25 protein-coding genes and 1 pseudogene are annotated in these 25,920 nt (G+C 43.2%); 11 read left to right on the top strand and 15 right to left on the bottom strand.

The features are described from left to right. Positions 1-51 precede the first annotated feature (51 nt). Positions 52-483, top strand: a complete 432-nt coding sequence (locus AC1U9Z_RS10465; RefSeq protein ID WP_479957382.1) for a universal stress protein — start codon at positions 52-54, stop codon at positions 481-483. A 99-nt stretch (positions 484-582) separates the two neighbouring features. Next, positions 583-1,932 carry a nicotinate phosphoribosyltransferase gene (locus AC1U9Z_RS10460; RefSeq protein ID WP_479957381.1) on the top strand — a complete coding sequence of 450 codons (1,350 nt, stop codon included), beginning with the start codon at positions 583-585 and terminating at the stop codon, positions 1,930-1,932. A gap of 43 nt (positions 1,933-1,975) precedes the next feature. Here AC1U9Z_RS10460 and glgP read toward each other — a convergent pair whose 3' ends face one another. The 3 genes and pseudogenes from glgP to AC1U9Z_RS10445 all read right to left on the bottom strand — a co-directional run bounded on the left by glgP (position 1,976) and on the right by AC1U9Z_RS10445 (position 7,803). Beyond that, positions 1,976-4,522: an alpha-glucan family phosphorylase gene (gene glgP, locus AC1U9Z_RS10455; RefSeq protein WP_479957380.1), complete on the bottom strand. Its 2,547-nt coding sequence runs from the start codon at positions 4,520-4,522 to the stop codon at positions 1,976-1,978. Between the two features lie 373 nt (positions 4,523-4,895). Next, positions 4,896-6,293, bottom strand: a pseudogene (locus AC1U9Z_RS10450) (methyl-accepting chemotaxis protein); the annotation flags it as partial. Positions 6,294-6,837: 544 nt separating this feature from the next. Continuing rightward, complete coding sequence (locus AC1U9Z_RS10445) at positions 6,838-7,803, bottom strand: PLP-dependent cysteine synthase family protein (RefSeq protein ID WP_333531418.1); 966 nt, start codon at positions 7,801-7,803, stop codon at positions 6,838-6,840. A 173-nt stretch (positions 7,804-7,976) separates the two neighbouring features. Between AC1U9Z_RS10445 and trpB the strand changes: the two genes are divergently transcribed. The 4 genes from trpB to AC1U9Z_RS10425 all read left to right on the top strand — a co-directional run bounded on the left by trpB (position 7,977) and on the right by AC1U9Z_RS10425 (position 11,031). Further along, positions 7,977-9,152: a tryptophan synthase subunit beta gene (gene trpB / locus AC1U9Z_RS10440; protein WP_479957379.1), complete on the top strand. Its 1,176-nt coding sequence runs from the start codon at positions 7,977-7,979 to the stop codon at positions 9,150-9,152. 205 nt (positions 9,153-9,357) lie between these two features. Then, the gene (mnmL, locus tag AC1U9Z_RS10435; RefSeq protein WP_479957378.1) at positions 9,358-10,311 is read left to right on the top strand and encodes a tRNA modification radical SAM protein MnmL/YtqA; all 954 of its coding nucleotides are present in this window, start codon (positions 9,358-9,360) and stop codon (positions 10,309-10,311) included. Positions 10,312-10,457: 146 nt separating this feature from the next. Then, positions 10,458-10,724 carry a type II toxin-antitoxin system prevent-host-death family antitoxin gene (locus AC1U9Z_RS10430; RefSeq protein WP_479957377.1) on the top strand — a complete coding sequence of 89 codons (267 nt, stop codon included), beginning with the start codon at positions 10,458-10,460 and terminating at the stop codon, positions 10,722-10,724. Continuing rightward, positions 10,711-11,031 carry a type II toxin-antitoxin system RelE/ParE family toxin gene (locus AC1U9Z_RS10425; protein WP_479957376.1) on the top strand — a complete coding sequence of 107 codons (321 nt, stop codon included), beginning with the start codon at positions 10,711-10,713 and terminating at the stop codon, positions 11,029-11,031. Before AC1U9Z_RS10430 ends, AC1U9Z_RS10425 begins: the two co-directional genes overlap by 14 nt. Positions 11,032-11,078: 47 nt before the next feature. Here AC1U9Z_RS10425 and AC1U9Z_RS10420 read toward each other — a convergent pair whose 3' ends face one another. The 6 genes from AC1U9Z_RS10420 to glpX form a co-directional block, all read right to left on the bottom strand. After that, positions 11,079-11,930 carry an ABC transporter permease gene (locus tag AC1U9Z_RS10420; RefSeq protein ID WP_479957375.1) on the bottom strand — a complete coding sequence of 284 codons (852 nt, stop codon included), beginning with the start codon at positions 11,928-11,930 and terminating at the stop codon, positions 11,079-11,081. A 1-nt stretch (position 11,931) separates the two neighbouring features. Further along, entirely contained in the window at positions 11,932-12,861 is a 930-nt protein-coding gene (locus AC1U9Z_RS10415) for an ABC transporter ATP-binding protein (RefSeq protein WP_479957374.1), read from the bottom strand. After that, a complete protein-coding gene (locus AC1U9Z_RS10410) occupies positions 12,858-15,212 on the bottom strand; it encodes a hypothetical protein (RefSeq protein WP_479957373.1) in 2,355 nt (784 codons plus the stop codon). Before AC1U9Z_RS10410 ends, AC1U9Z_RS10415 begins: the two co-directional genes overlap by 4 nt. Positions 15,213-15,233: 21 nt before the next feature. Next, positions 15,234-16,661 carry a peptidase S9 gene (locus AC1U9Z_RS10405; protein WP_479957372.1) on the bottom strand — a complete coding sequence of 476 codons (1,428 nt, stop codon included), beginning with the start codon at positions 16,659-16,661 and terminating at the stop codon, positions 15,234-15,236. Continuing rightward, positions 16,658-17,197, bottom strand: a complete 540-nt coding sequence (locus tag AC1U9Z_RS10400; RefSeq protein ID WP_333531411.1) for an RNA polymerase sigma factor — start codon at positions 17,195-17,197, stop codon at positions 16,658-16,660. Before AC1U9Z_RS10400 ends, AC1U9Z_RS10405 begins: the two co-directional genes overlap by 4 nt. 196 nt (positions 17,198-17,393) lie before the next feature. After that, the gene (gene glpX, locus AC1U9Z_RS10395) at positions 17,394-18,362 is read right to left on the bottom strand and encodes a class II fructose-bisphosphatase (RefSeq protein WP_333531410.1); all 969 of its coding nucleotides are present in this window, start codon (positions 18,360-18,362) and stop codon (positions 17,394-17,396) included. 198 nt (positions 18,363-18,560) lie between these two features. Between glpX and AC1U9Z_RS10390 the strand changes: the two genes are divergently transcribed. Beyond that, positions 18,561-18,710 carry a peptidase gene (locus tag AC1U9Z_RS10390; RefSeq protein WP_333531409.1) on the top strand — a complete coding sequence of 50 codons (150 nt, stop codon included), beginning with the start codon at positions 18,561-18,563 and terminating at the stop codon, positions 18,708-18,710. 134 nt (positions 18,711-18,844) lie between these two features. Continuing rightward, entirely contained in the window at positions 18,845-20,047 is a 1,203-nt protein-coding gene (locus AC1U9Z_RS10385) for an MFS transporter (protein ID WP_479957371.1), read from the top strand. Positions 20,048-20,124: 77 nt separating this feature from the next. On the opposite strand, the gene AC1U9Z_RS10380 is transcribed toward AC1U9Z_RS10385, so the two are convergent. Then, on the bottom strand, positions 20,125-21,009 hold the full coding sequence (locus tag AC1U9Z_RS10380; protein WP_479957370.1) for an RluA family pseudouridine synthase: 885 nt from the start codon (positions 21,007-21,009) through the stop codon (positions 20,125-20,127). Positions 21,010-21,213: 204 nt separating this feature from the next. Here AC1U9Z_RS10380 and AC1U9Z_RS10375 point away from each other — a divergent pair, with 204 nt between their 5' ends. The 3 genes from AC1U9Z_RS10375 to AC1U9Z_RS10365 all read left to right on the top strand — a co-directional run bounded on the left by AC1U9Z_RS10375 (position 21,214) and on the right by AC1U9Z_RS10365 (position 22,888). Beyond that, positions 21,214-21,753, top strand: coding sequence for a YpiB family protein (locus AC1U9Z_RS10375; RefSeq protein ID WP_479957369.1), 540 nt, complete (start codon positions 21,214-21,216; stop codon positions 21,751-21,753). A 197-nt stretch (positions 21,754-21,950) separates the two neighbouring features. Continuing rightward, complete coding sequence (locus tag AC1U9Z_RS10370) at positions 21,951-22,229, top strand: autorepressor SdpR family transcription factor (protein ID WP_479957368.1); 279 nt, start codon at positions 21,951-21,953, stop codon at positions 22,227-22,229. Then, on the top strand, positions 22,229-22,888 hold the full coding sequence (locus AC1U9Z_RS10365) for an SdpI family protein (RefSeq protein WP_479957367.1): 660 nt from the start codon (positions 22,229-22,231) through the stop codon (positions 22,886-22,888). Before AC1U9Z_RS10370 ends, AC1U9Z_RS10365 begins: the two co-directional genes overlap by 1 nt. 33 nt (positions 22,889-22,921) lie before the next feature. Here the strand turns inward: AC1U9Z_RS10365 and AC1U9Z_RS10360 are convergent, their stop codons facing one another. The 5 genes from AC1U9Z_RS10360 to AC1U9Z_RS10340 form a co-directional block, all read right to left on the bottom strand. Next, positions 22,922-23,203: a Dabb family protein gene (locus tag AC1U9Z_RS10360; RefSeq protein ID WP_479957366.1), complete on the bottom strand. Its 282-nt coding sequence runs from the start codon at positions 23,201-23,203 to the stop codon at positions 22,922-22,924. 7 nt (positions 23,204-23,210) lie between these two features. Next, entirely contained in the window at positions 23,211-24,134 is a 924-nt protein-coding gene (gene hslO, locus AC1U9Z_RS10355; RefSeq protein WP_479957365.1) for an Hsp33 family molecular chaperone HslO, read from the bottom strand. Between the two features lie 109 nt (positions 24,135-24,243). Continuing rightward, positions 24,244-24,708 (bottom strand): CBO0543 family protein, encoded by a 465-nt coding sequence (locus AC1U9Z_RS10350; RefSeq protein ID WP_479957364.1) that lies wholly within the window; start codon positions 24,706-24,708, stop codon positions 24,244-24,246. A gap of 288 nt (positions 24,709-24,996) precedes the next feature. Beyond that, positions 24,997-25,392: a NifB/NifX family molybdenum-iron cluster-binding protein gene (locus AC1U9Z_RS10345; protein ID WP_333531392.1), complete on the bottom strand. Its 396-nt coding sequence runs from the start codon at positions 25,390-25,392 to the stop codon at positions 24,997-24,999. A 22-nt stretch (positions 25,393-25,414) separates the two neighbouring features. Then, positions 25,415-25,816, bottom strand: a complete 402-nt coding sequence (locus tag AC1U9Z_RS10340) for a DUF134 domain-containing protein (protein WP_333531391.1) — start codon at positions 25,814-25,816, stop codon at positions 25,415-25,417. Positions 25,817-25,920 lie beyond the last annotated feature (104 nt).

The raw sequence follows: 25,920 nt of genomic DNA, 5'->3' as shown, positions 1-25,920 counted from the left end.
GGATATATTATAATAGTATGAAAATGATAACTCTTACTAGGGGGATAATGCATGTATAAATATTTGTTAGCCGTTGATGGTTCAGCTAACGCTAAACGAGCCGCGGCATACCTGGCTAACCTTACACAGCTAATAGCTGATTTGGATATTACAGTCATCCACGCCGTTAATATACGCAGGGAAATCAATCGGTTTTCTAATAATTCAACAGATATTTCCTTAATCGAACAAGAAGCGATTAACCGCGGCTGGCAAATTATCAATGAACAGGTAGCGGAATTTAACAAGCTTGGTTTTGAGGTTAAAAAACAATTGATTAATGGTGACCCAGCAGCTAAAATAACAGAATTCGCCAAACTTAATAATTTCAGTCATATTGTTTTGGGTTCCAGAGGCTTGACAAATTTGCAGGGCATCGTATTAGGAAGTGTCAGCCATCGGATTCTTAACTTATCCCACTGCCCTATTACCTTGGTAAAATAAACTTTACCCCGTGCATTTCATGTTATGCAAATTTTCTTACATAACATGTGTTAAAATAACAAAGGTTAGAAAATCTTACAAACTAGGTGATGATGCAAAATGACCTTATTCAATAATAAGCGATTAGACAAAAAATTATTTGCCATCGACGTCGAGAGAATGCAGCTTGGTTGGTACTCGGATGCTTATTTTATCAATATTTTTAATATACTTGAAACCCTAGCCAAAGAAAATTATACCTTTCAAGGAATTAGTGATATTAAAGAAATCAATGAAAAGTTAGTCAATACGGGTGATTTAAAGGTTGAAATGCAATTTTTTACCCGTAGAAAACCCTTTAGTTTAATAGCAGGTGTAGATGAATCCTTGGCTATTCTTGAGGATTGTACGGGCTATTTTGATGAAAACAATCGGTTCATGAATACCTATGAACAATTGGAGGTTGAAGCAATCCAAGATGGTACCTTTGCCTTTTATGCTGGTGATCCACAAAATGTACAGCCTGTTTTAAAGATAAGAGGACGTTACCGGGATATTGCAAAATTAGAGACTCCCATTTTAGGGGCTCTCACAGAAGCCTCCCGGGTGGCAACCAATGTTTACAATGTGCTGGAAGCTACCCAAGGCAAAGATGTATTATTCTTCCCTGCTAGGTTTACCCACTATAAACTTCAAGCTTTACATGGCTATGCCTATTCACTGGCTGTACAAGCCTACAATCATAAGCATAACAAAAATTCTTCCACCTTTGTTTCAACGGATGATCAAGGGGATTGGTGGGGTGGTAAAGGCGGGGGAACCGTCGCTCACTCAGCCATTGCCTGTTTTTTAGGCGATACTGCTGAAACAATGGCTCAATTTTCCAGGATTATCCCAGCAGAAGTACCTAGAATTGCCTTGGTGGATTTTCATAATGACTGTGTTGGAGATACTTTGCTGGTTATGGAAAAAATGTTTGAAAAATACTGGCAGTATTACTCCGAAGGAAACCTTGAAGAAGCCAAAAAATATAAACTATTTGCCGTAAGGTCCGATACCTCTGGCAGTATGAGGGATCTTTCTGTCGAACCCTTAGGTGCTGAAGAACTTGACCTTGGTGTCAACCCCAGACTGGTATGGAATATGCGCAAGGCCATTGATCATGCTTACCTCCGGTGGAACATACCAGCCCCAGCCAGAGACCTGGCTATAACATGGTGTAAGGATGTTAAAATTGTCGTTACCGGCGGTTTTAATGTGGAAAAAATTAAGAAGTTTGAAAAGCTTCAGGTGCCGGTAGACATCTATGGGGTTGGTTCCTCTCTTTTAGAAAACTGCAGTTATCATGGCAGCGGCAATGATTTTACTGCTGATATTGTGCGGGTTTTCATAGGTGATCAGTGGTATTCAATGGCTAAAGTAGGAAGGACCCACTGTAATAATCCGAATCTGGAGCTAATCAAGGGTTAGCATGCCAAAAGCCCGCCGTTGCGACGGCGGGCTTTTATGTTTGTTAAAAATTCCTGGTCCAACTGGCCAAGGGAAGCTCAAAATTTGTTGCAAAGAGGGGATGCTCTGGTCGAATTCTTACAGAAAACCCATAACTGCCTTGGTCTAGCTTAAAACCACCTTGATAATGGTAATTCCCATCTGTACCTTGGGCTTGAACCCTAAGGGGTGTTGTTTTTACATTTACCAGAGAACGTCCATTTTCACAGCCATGGACTATTTCTACTACTACATCCTCTGGTTTTATTGGACCAAGGTAAGCATCAACCGCAAGATCAAGCTCATCTCCGACCTTAAGTTGACGCGAAATACCTTCGGCATCAACGGATTTAACTGCTACATGATGCCAGTTTTCTTTTATATAACGTTTAAAATCTTGAACTTCAACTGCGGTTTGAAAATTACCGGTTGAGAATCTTTCACCCCTACGGATCGCCTCATTATAAAAACGTTCCGTATACTCTTTAACCATTCTTTCCGTACTAAATTGTGGTGCAATGGTTTTAATGCACTCTTTCATTACCTTAATCCAACCCTTCGGACAATCGTCTTGATCGTTATAATAGGTCGGTATGATTTTTTCCTCTAATAAAGCATATAGGTGATAAGCATCATCACTATCTTGTTCTTCCTCCGTCCGATAACCGGTTTGTTTGCCAATGGCATAGCCATTTTTCCCATTGTAAGCCTCGGGCCACCAGCCGTCTAATACACTGCAATTAACCACTCCGTTTACCGCTGCTTTCATGCCGCTGGTACCGCTGGCTTCCATCGGCCAGCGAGGAGTATTTAACCACATATCTACTCCTTGGACCATGTGCCTTGCTACATTTATATCATAGTTTTCGATAAATACAATTTTCCCTTTAAATGGCTCCTGTTGTGACATCTGGTAAATTTCTTTGATTAATTCTTGCCCTGGTCTGTCAGCAGGATGTGCCTTGCCGGCAAAAATAATTTGTACCGGGCGTTCCGGGTCACTCAATAGCTTAGCGAGTTTTTCTTTATCCCTAAACAATAGTGTAGACCTCTTATAAGTGGCAAAACGTCTGGCAAAACCAATGGTAAAGGCATTTGGATTTAAATAATCATCCACTTCACCAATGTTCTCGGCTGCTTCCTGGTTTCGATATTTCTGGCACCTTAGAGTATCCCGCATAAACTGAACGGCCTTTTTCTTTAAGCCGACATGCAAATCCCAAAGTTTTTGATCCGGAATGTTATCAATGGCCCGCCATAGGCTCTGGTCACAAATGTTATACTGCCATGTTGGATCAAGGTAGGCATTAAACAAAGTTTTTAACTCATTGGCAAGCCAAGTGGGGGTATGAATACCATTGGTGATGGAAAAAATGGGCACCTCTTCTTCCGGTATGCTTTCATAAAGATAATGAAACATTTTTCTCGTCACGTCACCATGTAACTTACTAACACCATTGCAATAAGATGCAAAATTCATAGCTAAAATCGTCATGTTAAAATTATTGCGTTTAGCATCCCAACCAAGGGACATAAAACCGCTATGATCGATGCCCAACAGCCCATAATATTGGTTTAAATAGTGATTAACCATGTCAGAATCAAAAACATCATGGCCAGCGGGTACCGGGGTATGCGTGGTGAAGATCGTACTGGCTCGCACAACCTCCTTTGCTGTGGCAAAGGGTACTCCTCTCTCCACCAGTTCACGCAACCTTTCTATACACAAGAAGGCTGCATGCCCCTCATTGATATGCCAGGCTGCTGGATGAATGCCCAGCTGTCTCAGGGCCTTAACCCCACCGATGCCCAGCAGCATTTCCTGTGCTATCCGGGTATTCTTATCTCCCCCGTAAAGTTGAGCTGTTAACTGTCGATCCTCATCATGATTCATGGTTATATCGGCATCCATCAGGTAAATTTTAATACGCCCTACATCAATCTGCCATATTTTAAGGTAGACAATTCTTCCAGGCAACTGTACCGGAATAATAATTTCTTTTCCTTCTTTATCTAAGGCAGGTTTAGCTGGCATCTGATGGTAATTTTGATAGGGATAGTGGGCTTCTTGCCAGCCTTCCCGATTTATTTTTTGGGTAAAATACCCATGTTTGTACAACAGTCCTACACCAACCAGCGGCAAGCCAATATCACTGGCAGCTTTACAATGATCCCCGGCCAGAATTCCAAGGCCTCCGGAATAGATTGGTAAAGACTCATGTAGGCCAAACTCTGCTGAAAAATAGGCCACTGGCCTATTTAGCAAATCCGGATATTTCTTCTTATACCAAGATTCTCCTTTCATGTATTCATCAAAATCAGCGATTACTCTGTCATATAAAGCTAGGAAATCTTGATCCTTTGAAATTTTTTCCAAATCTTCCTGTTTAACTTCCAACAAGAACTTCACTGGATTGTGGTTTAGGTCATGCCATTTTTCTTCATCAATCTTCCTGAAAAGCTCCAATACCTCAGCATGCCAACTAAACCATAAGTTATAGGATAATTCTCTTAACCTTACAATTCTATCGGGAATTGTCGGGTTAACTGTTATGGTACGAAAAAAGTACATATTCTCCCTCACCATCCTAATTTTACATCGCTTTATTATGAACTTGCAGCCCAATGTGACTACTTCTTGGATTTATACTTTCCGTTATGGCAAAAAAAATTCCCGGTTAGCAGCCGGGAATTTCTATATGCCTAACGGAGAGGCTTTTAACTCATTACCTCTCCGTTAACTTATACAAAGGGTTTTCAGTTTTCAATCAATTGGTTAAGTGTGTGCCTGGCATCCACTAAATTTTAAATTGTCTAACCATGCCTTCCAGTTCTTCTGCCATCTTAGCTAGTTGTTGAGAAGCACCGGCTTGCTGCTGAATCGTAGAGCTTACTTGCTCAGATGCCCCTGCCAGTTGCTGCGTACCTTCACTAACCTGCTTGGAACCAATAGCAATCTGATTGATTGCTTCTACACTCATATCGATTTGCTCAATAATTTTATTTAAGGCCTCCCCTGCTTGATTCGCAATCATTACCCCTTCCTCAACTGCTGAAACATTCTCATCCATCTTTCGATTAGCCTTATTTATTTCTTCTTGAATTTTTTTGATCGTATTGGCAATTTGCATCGTAGAATTGGCGGATTGTTCCGCCAGCTTGCGAACTTCTTCAGCCACTACAGCAAAACCTCGCCCCTGCTCACCTGCCCGAGCAGCCTCTATGGCAGCATTTAACGCCAGTAGATTGGTCTGTTCAGCTATTCCTGAAATAACCTCAATAACTTGTCCGATATGTTGAGATTGATCACCCAGTTCCTTAATGGTTATTACCAGATTCCTGGTATCCTTCTCAATATGTCCAATTTTTGCTACAGCATTTTTTACTGCCTCATTCCCTTCCTGTGCCACCAGTCTGACTTGTTCTGACCCTTCAGCGGCACTGTCTGCACTGGCAGTACTTTGCTCCGATACGGCCGCCACATTTTGCGTCGTACCGGATATTTCTTCAATGGTAGCACTGGCTTCTTCACTGGCTGCGGTTAGTTGTTCACTGTGGGCGGCCAGGGTATGGGCGATATCCCGAATCTTAACCATAGCCTGGTGCCTGGCTTTGGCCATTTCATTAATTGCCCTGGTCAGGTCTCCGATCTCATCCGTACGGTTCGTTTCCGGCACCCGGTATGTAAGATCACCCTTAGCCATAACTTCTGAACCATCTGTAAGGCTTTTTATTGGTTTTGTAATCATCCGTATGATAAAAAAGCTTACTAAAATACCTGCTAGAAAAGCAATGATGGCAATGGTCCCAACCATGCTTGCTACTTTTATACTATTTTGCCCCACCTGTTCCGCAAGAGCAACCAGTTCCTTCTCTCTTCTATCTGCATAACTATTAGCCTTTTCTGATAATTGGTTTGCTATGGGTACTCCCTTGGTAACCGCCTGTTCGGTACCTTCTTTAATTTTCCCCTGCTTAAATAAATCCGCCGTACTATCAATAATATCATTATAGGCTTTACTAAGTTCTTTTATTTCCTCCGCTGCCTGACGGTTAACTTCGCTTCTGGCCATGTCGATCAGTTCTTGCTCAAGTTTAATATTTTCTTGACCGTAACGCTGACATTCATCCATAAACTTCATATCAGAGTAGGCAAAATATCCTCTTATGTTAGCCGATTGCATGGCCGTATTATACTGGATCTTTTTGGCAATCACCAATCTTTTTAAGACGATCGGTACTTCATCGAAATCACGACTAACAGCATTAAGCTGAACAACTGCTATGGCAGAAACAATAGCAGTTAGCAATAAGACAATCGCGAAACCTGCCCTAATCTTTGCCCCCAATCTCAACTTCATAAAAACTTCTCCCCCTTATTCGTCATTTAATTAATTAAGCTATATATGCTTTTAACAACTATTTTGTGACAAACATGTGTCACTATAGCAAAAAACACATGTAAAAATTATACAAAGTTTCCCCATTTTCTACAATATATTATGTCTAAATATTCGAAATATGGTAAAATTGTTCCACTGGATCAACTGAGGATACTGAAAAAGTTATTTAAAGCAGCTATGAGCGAAGAGCGGATCATTACAGCTGCAACCATTACTACAGGTGAAAAAATGACAGAAAACAATTAGAAACACTCATTGAAGCAAAAGATAGTGAGTTGAAACAGACACGGGTATGATATAGCGTCATCCTCGGAGCGAATAAGTCATCTTAAAAGTATAAGCTAACAATAAAAAAAGCTGATTCTTCCTTCCAACTATATGGAATGAAGAGCAGCTTTTTTAATGCTCTATACAGTTATTCAGAAAACCGGAAGATTTTCAATGCCCTCGATCAACTCAGCGGGGGCTGAAGGTAAAAAATCATCTATTCACTTACTTGATACAAATCCGTACTTAGATACTTCATCCCACTGTCACAAAGGATCGTAACAATCCTGGCACCTGGGTCACACCAACCTGCCAGCCTGATAGCTGCAGAAGTATTGCCTCCGGCAGTGTAGCCACAAAAAAGTCCCTCCTCGGTGGCTAAGCGCCTTGCTGCACGAATAGCCTCGCCATCGGTCACTGAAATGTACCCATCACACACGTGAGCGTTCCAAAGGGCCGGCACCTTCGCATAGCTGGAGCCTTGGAGTACGTGTTGAGGATTCGTTACAGGCTTGCCAGCCAGTACCGACGCAGAGGCAGGCTCCACAGCCCAACATTGAATTTTGGGGTCCTTATCCTTTAGGGCACTAGCTATGCCTGTAAATGTACCAGAGGTGCCTACTACGTCTAAGAAATAATCAATTTTACCACCCATCTGCTCCCATATTTCTTGGGCAGTGGTATCATAATGGGCTTGGCAATTGCTAGGATTATGAAACTGATTTGCCCAGAAAGCCCTTAGTTCTGACGTTAATTCCTCCGCTCTTTTTTCCACCAGGGCCAAATCCTCACCGGTTACCTTGCCTGGTTTGCCGCCTTCTACCTGGGGTACCAGTTCAACCCTAGCCCCCATGGCTTGTAATATCTGCCGGCGTTCGGGGCTATTGCCCTCTGACATAACGGCAATAAATTTATAGCCCTTGATCGCACAGACCATTGCCAGACCAATACCGGTATTGCCACTGGTTTCTTCAACGATAATACTGCCAGGTTGAATTTTCCCCTCTCTTTCGGCATCTTCAATCATCCTTAGGGCTATACGATCTTTCATACTGCCAGTGGGATTCATAAACTCTGCTTTAGCATATATCTTGCCGGGTAATTCCCCGGCAATTCGGGATAATTCTATCATAGGTGTATTGCCAATCGCTTCTAATACGGAAGAACAAGTTTTGGAAAACAAAGCAGTTTCAACCTCCATTTTTTATTGTATTATATTATCACTTTTGAGGAAGTGCAATAAACCCCTCTAAATGTTAAATAATTGTTGTATCGATCGAATATCCATGATACTATAAAAACAGTTTTATTTTTAGCCTAGCTGAGGATAGTTTTTAAATTAGAGGAGGAGACGAGATGAGTAATTTAACAGGTCTTTATGGTGAATTTGGCGGAGCCTATGTCCCGGATTCACTTAAAAAGGTATTGGATGATCTGGAAGCGGCTTTCTTGCGCTATAAAGATGATCCTGATTTTATTTCTGAGCTTAATTATTATAATCAGCAATATGTTGGACGGTCTAATCCCCTTTATTTTGCAGAAAGATTAACGAAAAAATTGGGTGGAGCCAAAATTTATCTCAAAAGAGAAGATCTTAACCATACTGGCTCACACAAGATTAACAATGTACTTGGTCAAGTTTTACTAGCCAAAAGAATGGGTGTAAAAAGAGTTATTGCAGAAACTGGCGCCGGCCAGCACGGCGTGGCTACCGCTACGGCCTGCGCCATGTTTGATATGGAATGTGTCGTTTATATGGGCGAAGAGGATACCAAACGTCAAGCCCTCAATGTTTTTCGCATGGAATTGCTTGGTGCTAAGGTCGTTAAAGTAACCACTGGCACGAAAACCCTTAAAGATGCAGTGGATGTGGCTTTACAGGATCTAGTGGCAAATTCGGATAATACCTATTATATGTTGGGTTCCGCCGTAGGCCCCCATCCTTACCCTCTGATAGTAAGACACTTCCAGTCAATCATCGGTATTGAAGCCAAAGCCCAAATACTAAAAAGTGAAGGGCGTTTACCAGACTATCTTATGGCCTGCGTAGGTGGCGGCAGCAATGCCATCGGTTTATTCTATCCCTTCGTGGAGGATAAAGAAGTTCATATGGTTGGCGTTGAGCCCGGCGGTAAAGGTTTGGCCACAGGCCAACATGCCGCACCATTATGTGCAGGTAAACCAGGGATTTTACATGGCTTTAAATGCTACGTCATGCAGGATGAAAATGGGGAACCTTTAATGACCCATTCAATATCTGCGGGATTAGATTACCCTGGTGTAGGACCCGAACACAGTTATTTAAAAGCCTCCGGCAGGGCTGAATATGTGGCCATTAGTGACGATGAGGCCCTGGCTGCCTTTCAGGTATTATCAAAAGCCGAAGGGATTATACCGGCCCTGGAAAGTGCCCACGCCGTGGCCCAGGCAATCAAAGTTGCCCCTACCCTCAAACAAGATCAAATTATTATCGTTAACATCTCCGGTCGTGGTGATAAGGATGTTGAGCAGGTTTTTCATATGTTAAAATAAGCTGAAATAAGGAGGACGGTTTTCTGTCTGTGACAGAAAACCGTCCTCCTTGTCTTTAAAAAGTTGTTGTTGCCGAAGTTACCGTGATATACTAACTGGCAGGGACAAGGTTTGGGGGTCAGGCTTGACTTATTGACTTATTTTTGGCAATGGGTCAAGCCTGACCCTATTACTAAAGACTAATCTGTTATTCGAGGTAAATAAAATGATCGAAAAATCCACTCGCTATCGTCAATATTCAGACCACTTGGTTAAAAAATTTGGTCAAAAGGTATACAAATTACCCGTTAATCTGCCTGGTTCTTGCCCAAACCGTGATGGCATTGTGGGTCGCGGTGGTTGTATCTTCTGTGATGAGGAGGGTGCAGGCTTTGAATGTCTGCCCAACACCCTGAGTATTACACAGCAAATCCAGGAAAACAAAGACTTTTTCATTCGCCGTTTTAATGCTAAAAAGTTTATTGTATATTTTCAGGCCTTCACCAACACCTATCTGCCCCTGCCGCAGTTTAAGGAAAACATACTGGCAGCGGCGGCTGAAGAAGATATCGTAGGCATATCCATTTCCACTCGCCCTGATTGTATTAATGACTCTTATTTGGATTTTTTACAAGAAATTAAACTTCAGCGGGGATTAGACATAAATATTGAATTGGGCCTGCAAACCGTGAATTATCACACCCTTACTAAGGTCAACAGGGGCCATACCCTGGCAGAATTTATTGATGCGGTACAGCGAATAAAGCAGAGAAACTTTGAAATCTGTGTACATATCATTCTCAACCTGCCCTGGGATAATCCTTTGGACGTCATTGAAAATGCCAAAATTCTTACTGCCCTTGGCATCCATTATGTAAAACTACACTCACTCTATGTGGTAAAGGGAACGGCTCTGGCCAGCATGTATGAAAGAGGGGAATTTAAAATCATCCCCCTGGAGGAATATATCACCCGGGTTGTGACCTTTCTGGAGTATTTAGACCCAGAGGTAGTGATTCAACGTCTGGTAGGTAAAGGACCCCAGGATAATCAGCTTTTTTCCAACTGGAGCACCAGTTGGTGGAAGATTAAACAAGCCATCGAACATACCCTGGCGGAAAAGGATACCTGGCAGGGCAAGAAATGCGATTATTTGAATGGCAAGGCACTGAAGTTCTAGCCACTGGACCATGGGACGTGAGTTAGCTATTTGCTTAGCCTCCGTTCTACTAATACCAGGTTAAGATTCTTGATCTAAATGCATGGTATCCACGTCATTATTTTGCTATAATAAGTACATAATAATGACATATGGGGGGTGATTGAATGCCAGAAATTAGGCCCATATCGGATCTGCGAAATACAACAGAGATTTCTGAGCTATGTCATAACAAGAAAGAGCCAATCTTTATTACTAAAAACGGTTATGGTGATTTAGTAGTAATGAGTATAGAAACCTATGAAAGGGAATTGGCTAAGGTTGACCTTTACAAAAAGCTTGCCGAGGCAGAGATACAATTAGCAAGTGGCATCCCCTTAAAAGATGCTGAAGAAGTCTTTGCTAATCTGAGAAATAAATATGTCAAAGGGTGAATACAGCCTTAAATTAACTCCCATCGCCACGGAAGATTTAGAACAAATTTATAACTATATTTCACAAAAGCCGTTTTCTGATCAAGCAGCCAAGGGTTTATTAGAAAAAATAGAAAAGAATATTTTGCGGCTCAGGCAGTATCCATTTTATGGGGGTATGATTCTGGATACCTACCTGGAAGCCAAAGGATATCGTAGAATAATCGTTGATAACTATGTCGTTTTTTATACCATTAATGAAACCGAGAAGCAAGTAGTCATCATGCGGGTTTTGTATGGGCGGCAAAAATATCAAGATATCTTATAAATGGGACAGCCACTGGAAGGTTCTAAAACACTTCCAGTGGCTGTTTTTTATTTGCGAAATAGTTTTCGATACTGGTTGATGGGATTTAACTTCCAGCCACTCCATAGGATTAAGACCAGGGCTAAAACAAGGTAGGTCAGGGCAAAGGTTCCCCAGTAGGGCAGCCACATTTCTCGCCCAGGACCGATGGTAGCACCCTCGCCTAATATTCTTAGCATGACGATCACAGGGTTGGTATCTTGCAGCAACATAACAACCAAAGGGGTCTGCTCCAGTTGAATCATAGCCATTCGGGCTTGTTGTTGATAAAGTTCCTGGATAAAGGCTGCTAAAAAACCTGTTCCTGCCACCAGGAAAAAGACAATACCATAGGTGGTAATGGTGCTTATGCCGGTTCTTTTAAAATAGGTTGAGCAAGCCACGCCAATGGCTGCAAACAAAAACATAGCCACCAAAAAGAAACTAAGTACACCCATGATCTGTATCGGTGCTAAGCCACCGAACATAAACACGAGGCTGTAGAGAGGCAAGGTTGATATTAACAGCAGTGCTGTAAAGGAACAGGCTGATATTAACTTGCTGACAACAATACCTAGGGGGCTTAATTCCGTTGTTAAAAGTACGTTTAGGGTCTGCCTTTCCCTTTCCCCGCTGATGACCCCGGCAGTTAAACCAGGGACTACAAAGGCCAAAAGACCAAGTTGAGCCATGCTAATAATTGTAAAAATCTGTTTGCTGCTGCCTGGCTGGAAATAAGGGTTGTTTCTCCATTGTAAATAAATAATGCTCAAGGAAAAACCACCTAGTACCAATAAGTAAAGTACAACCACCAGTGGTGATCGATAGGTGCGGAAGCGTTGACGCAGTTCTTTTAATAGCACCGGGTTTAATTCTCTCATTTTATTCACCCTCCCCGGTCATGGCCATAAAGGCATCTTCGAGGTTTCCCTTTACCTCGGCATATTCATAGACATGCCAGCCCTGTTCCATGATTTCTCGCAAAAGCTGTCCTTGGGCAGCCTTATTACCCTGAAAGGTAACTCTAGCCCAACCAGCCTCACCATCAACACTAACCACCTCAGGCCTGCTGGTCATAAACGCTAGTAATTCATTGAGTCTATCAGCCACGTCCACCTTTAGTATTTTTGCCCCCTGGCGGGCGGCGGTAACCTCTTCCACCGGACCGTAGGTCACCAGTTTACCCTGTTCCAGTATAGCAATACTGTCACACATCTCTGCCAACTCAGGGAGAATGTGCGAGCTAATGAGAATGGTTTTGTTCATTCGTTTTAAGTGGCGAATAATTTCTTTCATTTCCGCCCTGGCCCTTGGATCTAGGCCGGAAGCAGGTTCATCCAGGATTAATACCTCTGGATTATGCACCAGACAGCGTGACAGGGCCAGTCTTTGTTTCATGCCCCGGGATAATGAATCAACATAGCTATGGGACTTTTCAGTAAGGTTAACCAGTTCCAACAGGTCACTGATTAACCTGGCCCGTTCCGATACAGGAATGCGGTAGGCTGCGGCATAAAATTCCAGGTACTCTGTTGTTTTTAGATTATCATACACGCCAAAGAAATCTGGCATATAACCAATTAATCGACGTACCTTGGCTTGCTCACTCATGACATCATGACCGTTTACAGCGGCAGAGCCCCCATCCGGTGCCAGCAGTGTGGCTAGGATAGACATCGCTGTGGTTTTTCCTGCACCGTTGGGTCCAATTAAGCCGCAGACCTGACTCCTTGGTATATTTAGGGAGAAGTCCCGCAGTGCATAATTATTGCCATAAGCTTTGGTGAGACCCTTTATTTCCACTGCATTCATCGAGACTCCCCTCCTTTTACCGAAATTGCTGGCAGCTCCACACGGTCCGGCTGCCCTAGGCCAGATATTTTTTCTACCTGCACACGTACTTGACCAGAAGCAGTATAACGGGCAAATTGATCCGCTGTTAGCCTTAGCCCCTGAGATGGTACATCGACCCATTGATTATCCTGTTGATCATATATTTTGGCAACTAAGTTTTTATTGGTTTGTTCCGGCCAGGCTATTTCTATCACCTGTAGTTTCTGCTCATTTAAAGGCCAAACTAAGTCGATTCCCAGGACAATTTTTCCTTCATAGAGGGTAAAGCCCAGTGGGGTTTCGTTATAGGCGCCTCTGCTCTCAATCATTTTAGGTCTATACATACCCGCCGGCAGTTGAATATTTCCTTCCTCGGAGATATTTAATTTCAATTGCTGGGTGACCAATGTCAGGTGATAATCCTTGGCATTTTCCTTCTCGGTTACAATTTTAAACATCCCCAGAGATTCCTCACTCCAACCGTAAAACACGGGTTGATTATTGCTTCCGGTCGTTGAGAAGCCTGGAATGGCATCTACCATCTGTCTTTCCCTGATAAAATTATCTTCTTGGCCTGGTTTGCTAGGAGCCACCAGCAAATCTCTAAATTCATTAGGCCCCAAGCTATTGGGCCATTTGCTCAAAGATTGTTTTACTGTAACGAAACCACCGGCTGGAATGCTTTCTAAGCTTAGGGAGCGTCCTCCTAAGATAATTCTGCAATCCCTTAGATCCAGCCCGGTCTTATTTTCAATCTTCCCTGTAATATAGCCATTCTCTAAGGTTAGATTGCCTTCAATGCTTCCCATGTCTTTTTTAAAGGCAGTGGCCTTAGCTTGACGCATGGACCAATATTCTACACCCGGAAAGGTGATTACCGGGGCCGCCTGCATATGGTAGCCAATGGAAGGTGACTTTTGGGAATTTCCATAGAAATTGGTAGGCAGTATGACTGCTTCCTTGTTTCCTTCCACTTTCAAATCCCCCCCAAAGGGACTAACAAAGGATGCTGTGGCATTTATTTCTGCCCTTTGGTTATCTAATATTTCAACGAGTGACAGAGTTTGACTAATGGGGGCATTGATTCTCTGGGCTGGCGACATGAAATATACCACACTGGTTGTGACCAGGGCACAGATGGGTATGATCCACCACATCCAGTCCCGTCGATCACGGCGTTTCAAAATAAGATAAAGTACGGGTCCTATAATAATAACATATACTCCCCAGGCCAAGGCCACTTGGGGTACAGGCGGGGTTTTAATCTGGGGCAGATAGGTTGAAGCATGAACCAACATATCATTACCCATGTTTCTTTTTTCCCGTGCCATCTGCACCTTTACATCTACCCGATTCGAACCATCCGCCATATTAAAAATCAAAGGCCACACCCGGGCGGATTCTGAGGTTAGATTTTCCAGGGGAATGGCACTGTAGATAATACGGCCTTTACCAAAGTCCCTGGACGCAACTAGGATGGTGTCCTTTACCTGGGCCAGAACTTCACCATTCATTAGCTTGCCAGTGGTTACGGTCATGTTTCCATTGACAACCTGTAAGCCACCTAGGTCAGAAGTTACTACTGCTTGTTTTTCAGCCCTGACAGGGGATATATCAGCCAATATTTCTCCGGCATAAGTACCTGCTCCGTCAGAAATCAGCAGTATGCCACCTAGGGATACCCAATCCTTCAAGGTTGTTAATTGTTTTTCCGTCAGTTCCTTAACTGCAACATCGTCCACAATGATGATGTCTGCTTGCAGGAGTTCCATGGCATCATTGGGTAAATAGGCCGGCTTCATATACTTGATGGCAGTTTGCCCGCCAAAGGTTTGATCCAACCAAGTAGCTAAACCGCCCCGCAAAGGTTTTTCCCCTAGGGTTAAGGCTAGAAAACCACCGTTAACTACCGTACCTTGGATAGGTGTAGTAGCCACAACCTTTTCATCAACCAGAAGGACAGCCACTGCTCCCCTATTCATAAATTCACTGGGAATCATCAGTGTGGTCTTTACCAAGCCCTTGGCGGGAATATCAATTGTCTTATGATACCTTAGTGACAAATCCCTCGCTCCCGGGGAATTTTTATCTGGCTCAATGACCAGCAAACCTTGGCATCCTTGACCTTGGTTGGCAACACTGATCGTAATACCTGTGGCAAAGCCATTTTTATAGATACCGCTTAAGCCAGGCTGTGCGACCAAACGAAAGGACCCCACTTCACTGGCCAAGGCTAAATTGGGCAGAAGCAGAAAAGTCAAAAGATTAACTATCACAAAGAGATAGGAGATCTTGTGGATTGTCCCTCGCCCCTTAGGTAGGTTCTTCATACCTTCGTTCCTCTCTTTCTCCTACTTTTTCTCAACATTAAGTTTTAGCAGAGCAACTGTATCGCCATCCCGGCGAGCGAAGAGCAACCATTGGTCCTCTGGCCCAAAAACCTGGCCCTCACATTTAAAGATTTCATTTAAAACCAGGGTCTTTGGTTCAAAGGAACCGCTCATTTCCTGCTGGCGTAACCAGTTAATTTCAATACCAGAAATTCGATTTTCCGGTGCCACCAATAAATGACTGTTGGTCAACCAACCTTCTCCTGCTGTTAATTTCTTAAGCATATGGGAGCCATCTTTACCCAAATAGGTTGAGCGCATCTCAGCCATTTGTTGACGAACTTTATATTGGGGTTCTCCATTAGGCTGGAAAGTTAGCACCCTTTCCTGAATGGCTTCTGTGCAAAAGGCCAGATAACCAGATTTACCCCAGACCGGGTTTTCCCCGGGACCCAGGATTTCTGCATCTCCACTTGCCACATTTACCAGCCAAAGATCATATATCTTAGCCCTGCCGGGACGTTGGACAACTAAAAATTTGCCATTTGGTGACCAGGTAGGTGCATCCCCATTGGTAATCTTTTTCTCTTGACCATCGCTGGACCGAACCCAAATCTCGGTTGGTTCCCCAAGCTTATTGACAACATAGGCTAAGTTTTGGCCATCCGGGGAATAGACTAGGTTTGAGTAACGAATATTCTTTTGCTGATCATCGGCCTTTGTTTCATTTAATGCTATACTGTCCTGGGATGCCGTTGTTCTTTGGCCCAGGGTTTGAGGTTCCGAATTAGCCCTATTTATTTTGCCCGAGGATGTTAATTCCTCAGTTGCGATCTGTTTGATTTCTTCACTGCCCTGATGACTCAGGACAAAGGATACCTGATTTCCATTGGGTGACCAGGCAGGTGATCGGAAGGTTGCTCCTGCCGGAGGCTCCAGAGAGGCCAGTTGGGTCCCAGTATTTGAAAGAAGAACCAAACCGCCGCCCCTTACCACGACTATTTTAGAGCCATCGGGACTAATGGCAGGTTGCAGTGGAACATCTTCCGTCCAAAAACGGGTGAGTTCCTGGGGAGTCCCGACCACTGCCAGATGATCCTGTCCCTTAGCCAATTGACCATACCCTAGGAAAAAAACAACCATTATAGCTGCTAATGCGCCTACTATTACCGGTAACCTGGGACGCCAACGATACATCAAATGGTTTTTAGCTTTGCTGACTTCTGGCAGCGAGTTGCCCACCGGGCCTTGGTTCATTAGTTCCCTTTGTCTTTCCAGGAGTTTTTTCCGAAGTTCAACCTGTAGCCGACGATTAACCGGCACAGCTTGCCTTACTTGTCTCATATGGATTAACAATTGAGATATTTCGTTCGCGTCTTCTTTCGCCTTTAAAAAGTTATCAATGGGAAGAACTTTATTTTCCAGGTTATTATATCTTTCCTCTGTCATCTGGCATTCCCCCCTTCACAGACATACCTTTGCCTTAACTGTTTGAGAGCCCTGTGATGCAGCATCCTAACGGCTGATTCAGATTTCCCAAGGACTTCGGCTATTTGTGCAAATCTGAGTTCCGCAGCATAACGCAATGCCACAACATCACGATAATCAGGGGCCAACTCAATCAGTAGTTTACGAAGCCGGATAATTTCTTCCCCCTGCAGTACCGCCTGTTCAGGCCCATCATCTGACCCCACAGCGGATTCTAGAAAACCATCGTTGGTTACATATTCTCGTCGACCTCGTATGTAATCCACATAAACATTGTGGGCAATACGAAATAACCATGCAGAAAAAGGTCCTTCAGCCCGGTACTTGCTAAAATTTTCTAACGCCTTCATAAAAACCGTAGTTGTTAAATCATCCGCATCCCAAGTCGTATCAACTCGGTATCGTAGATATCTGTTTACTTGCTCAAAATAACGATCATACAGCTCTTCAAAAGGTAAGTCGCCATCTGGGTGGCGATTTTGCGTTGCCGGAGTCATGCTTCTACCTCATTTCAAACCACATTTTGAGTACTCACTTTTAAAGACGTCATCCCTGCGCATTATGTAACGAAAAATAATAAACAAAAAGTCCGCCTCATCTATTGGGGCGGACCTTTTAGCTTTTAGTTTTTGATCTTTAGCCTTTAGCTTATAACGTTTACCTTTGACAACTGGCTAATGGCTGACAATGAAACTACTCCATTACCAAATGAGGCTTATTGGGAATACAATGTAGGGCTTTAACCCAACGAACGGTCTTGGTGTGGGCCCTCATGACGAGGGAGTGGGTCTCTGCACGGTCATTGCCGACAAAGCGAACCCCACGCAGCAGTTCCCCATCGGTAACACCAGTGGCAGCAAAAATTGCATCTTCACCCCGTACCATGTCATCCATTAAAAGAATCTGTTTGGGGTTCTTGAGGCCCATTTTTACACAACGGTCATACTCTTCCTGATTATCAGGTACCAAACGTCCCTGCATTTCACCACCCAAGGCTTTAATGGCAGCGGCTGAGATAACCCCTTCTGGTGCACCACCGGTGCCGATATAAATATCAATACCTGTATCTTCAAAGCAGGTGGCTATGGCTGCTCCTACATCACCGTCACTAAATAATCTTACCCTGGCACCCGTACGGCGAACAGCTTCGATGATTTGGGCATGTCTTTCTCTTTCCAGAATCATAACCGTACAATCTTGAATCCTCTTCCGATTAGCCCGGGCCACAATTTCCAAGGTCCTGGGTATTGGATCATCAATATGAATCAGACCCGCGGCCTTCGGGCCTACTGCAATCTTTTCCATATACATATCTGGTGCATGAAGCAGGTTTCCTCTGTCTGAAATTGCCACAACCGCCAAAGCATTGTTTAATCCCTTGGCCACAATATTAGTTCCCTCAAGGGGATCAACTGCCACATCCACTTCAGGACCATGCCCGCTGCCAACCTTTTCGCCAATATACAGCATGGGTGCTTCGTCCAGTTCACCTTCACCTATTACAACGGTACCTTCTATATTAACTGAGTCAAACATTGCCCGCATGGCACTGGTGGCCGCCTGATCTGCCTCATTCTTTTTACCCCTCCCCATCCAACGGGCAGAGGCCAAAGCTGCCACTTCTGTTACCCTCACAATTTCCAGAGCAAGTTCTCTATCCAAACCAAAGACCTCCTTAAAAATAAACACTTACCTGCTACTATTATAGCACTATGATTAGCTGTTGGATGACTTTTTTTGTCCTTGACACAATTACCCATATTTTTTAAACTTAATCTACAAAATTAACACAAACTTAATTAGGAATTTAATTTTTGTATGGTACAATATAATCAAGAAAAGAAAGGAGGAATTAATTCTATGTCTGAAAAGGAAAAAGCAATAAAGGCCTTGACCCAGATGATTGAGCAAAACGAAGCTCGATTTCAAAAACAAATTGAATTAAGGGATTGGTTTACTCGGTTAAACCAGGATTTGTACAAAGCAATCCAAACCTTACAACAGGCTTAAGAGGCCTTTTTTTATTGCCTTTTTAGACATAGATGTTAGAATAAAAGAGTGGTCATCAGCCGTCAGTCTAAAGATGGCTATCGTAAAGGGCCACTTCATTTTGGCCATGAGCCGTCTATTAAAGTGAGGTTTAAATGATGGACAATCACGAGGCCCGTCGGAAACGGGACTTTTTTCTTTTTATTTTGGCTGGTGCTTTTCTTGGTCTTTATTCGGGGCTGTATGACCCATCCTTTAATAACTATTTAAATGATGTTTTTCATATTGGTGAAGTAGCCAGGGGGGGACTGGAGTTTCCCAGGGAATTACCTGGTTTCCTTGTTGTTTTTACGACAGGACTTCTAATCTTTCTCCCAGATGTGCGCATCGCCCTGGTAGCCAACCTTATTTTGGCAGCGGGGTTATTGGGCCTTGGGTTTGTTTCACCCAGTTTTGGCTGGGCCGTGCTCTGGATGATCATTTGGAGTGTTGGGGCCCACCTGTACATGCCGGTGGAATCAAGTATTGGTGTGGCCCTGGCCAAACCAGGTGAAGAGGGAAAAGCCCTAGGGAAGTTGGGAGCCATTAAAACCGCGGCATCCCTAATTGGGTTTTTAGTGGTTTATCTGGGTATACGTTATTTTACCCTTAGTTATACTGCCATCTTTGCACTGGCTGGCTTCAGTGTAATTGTTGCCTCGGTTTGCCTGCTTCTGATGGAGCCTCGCAAAAGCAGCATCAAAAGAGAGAAACTGGTTTTTAAGAGAAAATATTTTTTGTTTTACTTTTTAAACATCCTTTATGGAGCCAGGAAGCAAGTCTTTTTAACCTTTGCTCCCTGGGTGCTAATCAAAATATTTCAGCAACCGGTAACAACCTTTGCTATGCTTGGCCTGGTTGGTACCGTGGCAGGCATTCCTTTTAGGGCACTTTTGGGAAAGGCCATTGACACCTTTGGTGAAAGGTTTATCATTGCTTCAGAATCCGTTCTATTGATCGTGTTGTGTATTGGTTATGGGTTTGCTGAACATCTTGGGTTGGGTCATTATGCCATCTGGTTAGTATTCTTTTGTTATATCGGTGACCAACTTCTCATGGCCTGCAACATGGCCCGGGCCACCTATCTAAACAAAATCGTTGACACCCCCGCGGACTTAACACCCACTTTGTCCATGGGGTTATCCATAGACCACTTGGTTTCCATGACCATCCCTTTTTTTGGCGGTATACTGTGGATGAAGTTCGGCTACGAGTATGTTTTCCTTGCTGCAGCGGCCATTGCATTATTAAATCTTGTAACGGCCTTTCGGATTTCCACCTTTAAAGAATCTCCAACGAAGGCTTCTTTAAACAACTAACTACCGATCGCCTACTTGACTAAGTCGGCCTTAGGCCTTGGGCCATGACCCAAGGCCCTTTAAGTAAAGACTGACTGCTATTTCATTCCTAATAGCAGCTTAAAATCCATTGGTATCGGACAAGTGATTTTAGTTAGATTTCCTTTTACAGGATGGATAAATGCCAGGTATGCGCAATGCAAGGCCTGGCGTTTTATTTTTGTGGTATCCCCTCCATAAAGGGAATCTCCCAGCAAGGGGTAACCTAAATGGGCTAGGTGTATCCTTACCTGGTGTGTTCGTCCGGTCTCCAGTTCTACACAAACTAGACTTTCTTTATTGAGATAGCGAAGAACCCTGTAATGGCTAACGGCGTACTTTCCGCCGGGGGAAACAATTCTTTTTATAAAACTGCCCTCAGCCAGATCAATCGGTGCATCAATAACCCCTTGCCTGGGATCTACTTCCCCAGCCACCAAAGCCAGGTAACGACGAACAAATTTTCCTTGCTTCATCTGAAGTTGCAGTTGTTGCGAAACATAGGAATTCTTGGCTATAAGAACAATCCCGGATGTGTCCCGATCCAAACGATGAACCGGTCTAAACAGGTCTGTGATACCCTGTTGCTGCCAGTGGTAGATCACTCCATTGGCTAGGGTTCCCATGGGTTCCGTGGTTAAGGGATGGACCAGCATACCGGGTGGTTTGTTGAGCGCTAACAAATGAGTATCTTCAAAAAGAATATCTAATTCAATTTTCTCCGGTAGTACTTTCGTTTCTTTTTGTCTCAAGCGCAGCTCTAGTAGCTGACCCGGCTTTACCGCAACATTGGTCTTTACGGGTAGGTTGTCTAATAAAATATCACCATTGCTCTTGGCAGAACGCAGCAGGGTACGGGAAATCCCCATCGATTGCCTTAATACCCTTTCTACAGTCCAACCCGCCATAAAATCCGGTATAACGAAAGGGATCGCTTTATCCATAATACCCTCCCTACTAAAGTTATATTGTTAAAATTGCCAAAATGCAAATAGTATTATATTTAAGATTACATAAATATGATGTACAAAGAGCAACCCCTTGGGCATAAAAAACACTTTTTTCCTCCACCCCAATAGCAGGATTTATTGGCCCCAAAGTCAAATATTTATTGTTTAAGTCAGAAAATTTAATAAGGGGGGACCGCCATGCTAGCCAATAATCTGGCCGAAAAAAGGGAATTGATCGTCTGGTTTCTGCGTACCAATCGGTTAAAAAAGCCTGAAGCAGCCCGAATTCTTGAATTTATCAAGGATAATAAGAGTCTCCTGTCTAGAATTGAGTTTTCTAATAGGCTATCTAACAAAAAAGATGTTCTGCTAGTTTCTGCGGTATATACCAATACCTTCCCCTTGGACTTCCGTCTTAATAATATCACCTATGGTTCCGTTGATGAGGTTATTTATCAATTAAAAAATAATCCTCCCGCCAGGCTTTTTATGTGGCTATCCTTTGCAACTCCACCTAACTGTAACCTTTGCTTCCAAAGTCACAAGAAGCAAGTTAAAGCGTTACCCAGCCCCGCTTCCATTGCCCATAAAATGTTGGTTGAGGCAGTAAGAAATGTCAATCGAAAGGAAGCTAAAAGAAAAACGCTATTATTAAAAATTGACCAATCCTTGGATCAAAAAAACGCACAGGAATTTAAACGTTTAACCGAGGAATTGCAGCGATTAACGAGCGAATGAAATATTTACAAGGGGTGTCGCAATGAGGAGCGACACTCCTTTATTTTTTGTTCTGTTCTTTCGACTGCAGGGGGCATATTCATCGGCAAAGGGGTGCTGTATTCATTTTCCAAGGAATTTATTGTTGACTCTAACTCATCCTAAAGTTAGTATTATAGGTAATTAGATAAATTTCTAAATATCTAAAGGTGGTTTATATGGCTGGTATTAATCGCACTTTTCAAGCTTTATCAGACCCTACCAGAAGGGAAATATTAAAAATGCTGCGCAAAAATGATCTCACTGCCGGGGAGATAGCAGAACAGTTTAATATCTCAAAGCCCAGCATTTCTCATCATTTAAACATTCTAAAAAACGCCAACCTGGTATTGGATGAACGCAGGGGTCAGTTCATTTACTATTCTTTAAACACCTCGGTCTTAGAGGATGTCATGGGCTGGTTTGCGGATTTTATTAAAAAAGAGGGTGAAAGGTAATGGAAACAAAACGCAGCGTTAACTTTAGCTGGCTTACCATCATTATTCTGTTGGCCTATTGGGCAGTGTGTGCCTCTTTCTACCCAGCCTTACCGGAACAAGTGCCAACCCATTGGAACATTCGTGGGGAGGTGGATGGTTATTCCCATAAATCCGTGGCTGCGTTAATTATGCCGCTGCTTCCATTGGGTATCTACTTATTCATGACTTTTCTGCCAAAAATCGATCCTAAAAAACAAAACTATCGTAAATTTGCACCTAGCTATGAGAAAATGCGCTTGGCTACGGTTGGTGTTATCATGGTGGTATCTGCCCTACCGATTTTATCCGCACTGGGCTATCAGCTTAATGTTGAGTTCATTGTCAAAGGGGCAGTTTCTTTATTGATCATCGTAATGGGTAATTATATGGGTAAAATTAAATATAACTATTTGGTCGGCTTTCGCCTCCCCTGGACCTTAGCAAATGAAGATGTTTGGAATAAGACGCACCGATTCGGCGGCAAGCTTATGGTAATCGGTGGTTGTGTATCTCTTCTTTCCGTTTTCTTGTCAGGAACCCTGGGTTTTGTCATATTTATGCTCGGTATCTTCTTGCCCATGGTCCTTACAATGGTCTATTCTTATCTAGCCTTTACGGAATTTAAAAAGGAGCACTAACCTTTTGGAGGTTCGTGCCCCTTTCCCTTTTATTTAGGATTCGAAATCAACTGCAACAGCCGATTCCCTAACTGTTTGTATGTATTTGCCTACTTCCACGTGGTCAGGATGTACCTGATAGGCATTTAAATCATCTAAACTATCAAATTTTGCCACCAAAGCCAAATGGTAGGACCTTTCGGACTTAACTACATCCACACCTACCTCTAAGTGGCGCAACTCGGGAATTTTGCCCTGTAGGGCCATTAATTTTTCCTTCGCCACCTGAGCACTGGCCGGATCCTTAAATTTAAAGCAGACAACATGAGTGATCATGGTTTCACTACTCCTTTTTCTCTTTATGATGTTCGGCATGATGTTCGACCTGGTTACTGTCTATTTTCTTGAGAATACCTTGCAAATCCTCTTTCGTAAAGTGATATTGCTCGGCACAAAAATGACAGTTTATCTCAGCTTTCCCCTGTTCCTCCAGCATAGCAGAAACTTCCTCTTTACCAATGCCGATTAGCAAATTCTCTAGCCTTTCTCTGGCGCATTGACAGAAAAAGCCCACTGGCGTACTTTCTAAAATGTTTATTTCAATCCCCTGGGTTGCCCGTTTCATAATCTCTTCAGGTGTTTCCCCATTTTTAATCAGAGAGCTAAGGTGAGGCAGTTGGCTTAGATTTTTCTCCAGTGTTTCCAACACATCTTCACTGGCACCGGGCAATAATTGAAGTAAAAGCCCGCCGGCAGCAATGGCTGTATTGTCTGTGTCCACTAATACCCCTAGGGATATCGCTGAAGGAGTTTGCTCCGAGGCAGTAAGATAATGGGCTATATCCTCTGCAATTTCCCCAGATACGATTTCTACACTACCGGTAAAGGGTTCTTTAAGCCCCAAGTCCCTGGTTATATGAAGATACCCTTTGCCCACCGCAGCACCCACGGGTAACTTTCTTTCAGAAGTACTGGGCAGGTGTATTTGGGGTTCCTGAACATAGCCCCTTACCTGACCCTTGGCATTGGCGGTCACTAGAATAGCACCCAGTGGGCCATCCCCAAGGACACGAATACTAAGAATATCTTCTCCCTTCATGTTAGCACCCAGTAACAATGCAGCTGTCATGGTTCTTCCCAGAGCTGCAGCTGCCACTGGCCAGCAATTGTGGCGGGTTCTTGCCTCTTCCACGGTGTTCGTGGTTCTAGCTGCAAATATACGAAAACTGCCATCAGAAGCAACTCCCCTAACCAAATAGTCCTGCATAATTTTACCTCCGAATTTTTGTTAACAAGGCTATTCTATCAACGGGGTTGCTAAACTGTCAATTTTTTAGCCGTTAGTCTGTAGCATTATTTCTGCCAATAGCGAATGGCTAATGACTAAATACCCCCCTGCGATAGGCAGGTGCTAAATGAAAGGTCTGGCCAAGCCAGGTTAAGGTTGTGAATGCACCTAGATCCACCATGAGGCTGGCTAAATAGTGCCAATGTTTGTATTCTGCAGCATCGGTTTGTAGAATCAAGACTTCCATCGTTAAATATAAAAGTGACACTGCAAATATGTTTATAATCACTAGGTTTTTTTTCCTTGGTAAATATTGAAGAAAGAGAACCCCCATTGTAAATATCGGTCCAAATTTATAAAAGATGGAACAGCTTGCCCATGGTATGATAACGTCATAAAACTTATATAAGCCCAGTTGTTGTCCACCCCAATCCACCACCGATCCCACCGCCACAGCGAATATCCCTCCGAGCACGGTACTTTTCAAATATCGAACATCTACTAAAAAATAAAAAATTACCCAAGAAACAACGGCTGTGATAACCCACGGCATAGAATCTCACCCTTCATGTTTGTGAATCGGAACAGTCAAGGCCGTTCCGTCGCAGTATTGACCTTTGGTCATGGCCAATAATATCAATTTGCCTATTTGAAATAAAAATTATGTACAAAGAAAAAATTTGCCTAGGGGTAATAAGAAAAGCTAAGGCTCACGCCAGCCTATAGCGTGAGCCTTAGCTTTTCTAATACTATCATCCTTAAAATCTTATACTTTCTGATAGTATAAAAAAAGCACCCTTTGCGGGTGCAATAACCTTCTATCTATCTTAATTAGGACAAATTAATGAGAACAACCACCGCCGCCATGATGGTGATGATGATGGTGATGATTGCCGCCTCCACCACAACCACAGCTTACAGGACGTGTTACCAGGGTTCCTGCTGCATAGGCCTCTGCTACACTCTCTAAGGGACCAGAAGCACCGTTAACAACCTTTAATCCCAGTTGTTCCAATGCAGTGATCATATGGCCACCAATTCCGCCACAAATAATCACTTCAATTTTTTCATTTTTTAACATATTGGCAATTCCACCATGGTTATGTTGTAGCCCTTCATTTGATAAAATGCGACTTTCCTTAACCTTACCGTTTTCTAATTCAATAATGGCAAATTCCTGAGTGGTTCCAAAGTGTTCGTTTACTTGGCCATTTCTAGCAGGCATTGCAATTTTCATACTTATTCCACCTTTCTCTGGGTCATTCTAAACTATGCCAGTCCCTTGAATTACAACTGGGACACTTCGTGTGGCGTTTGCAAAAGGTTCCTTCCCACTTTAAGCCACATTCTTTACAACTCAGTCTGGATAGGGTAACCTGATAGTTCCCCCCCTCAACTCGAATGGCCAGACCATTTATCAGGGCTTCAGCAATTATTTTTCTGGCAGCAGTAATAATCCTATGAAAGGTTGGTCTTGAAACTGCCATTTTTTCTGCACAGATTTCTTGTTCCAAGCCTTCAAGATCACATAGGCGAACTGCTTCCAACTCCTCCACCGTTAATATCACTTCGGAGAGCTGAGTCATAGGAATACCTTGGGGTTTAAAATATGTAACCACAGGCAGCCTTTCGACTTGTCTGCACTTGGGAGGCCTTGCCATTCAAATCACCCTTTATTGACATCTGTTCATAACCATTTTATACTCATTATAAACTTGTGTCAAACATTTTCCCATAAATAACGGTTAGAAAAGCCTGGTTCGCT

The sequence above is a fragment of the Desulfotomaculum sp. genome (assembly GCF_982386235.1).
This window is presented reverse-complemented; position numbering and strand designations above follow the sequence as displayed.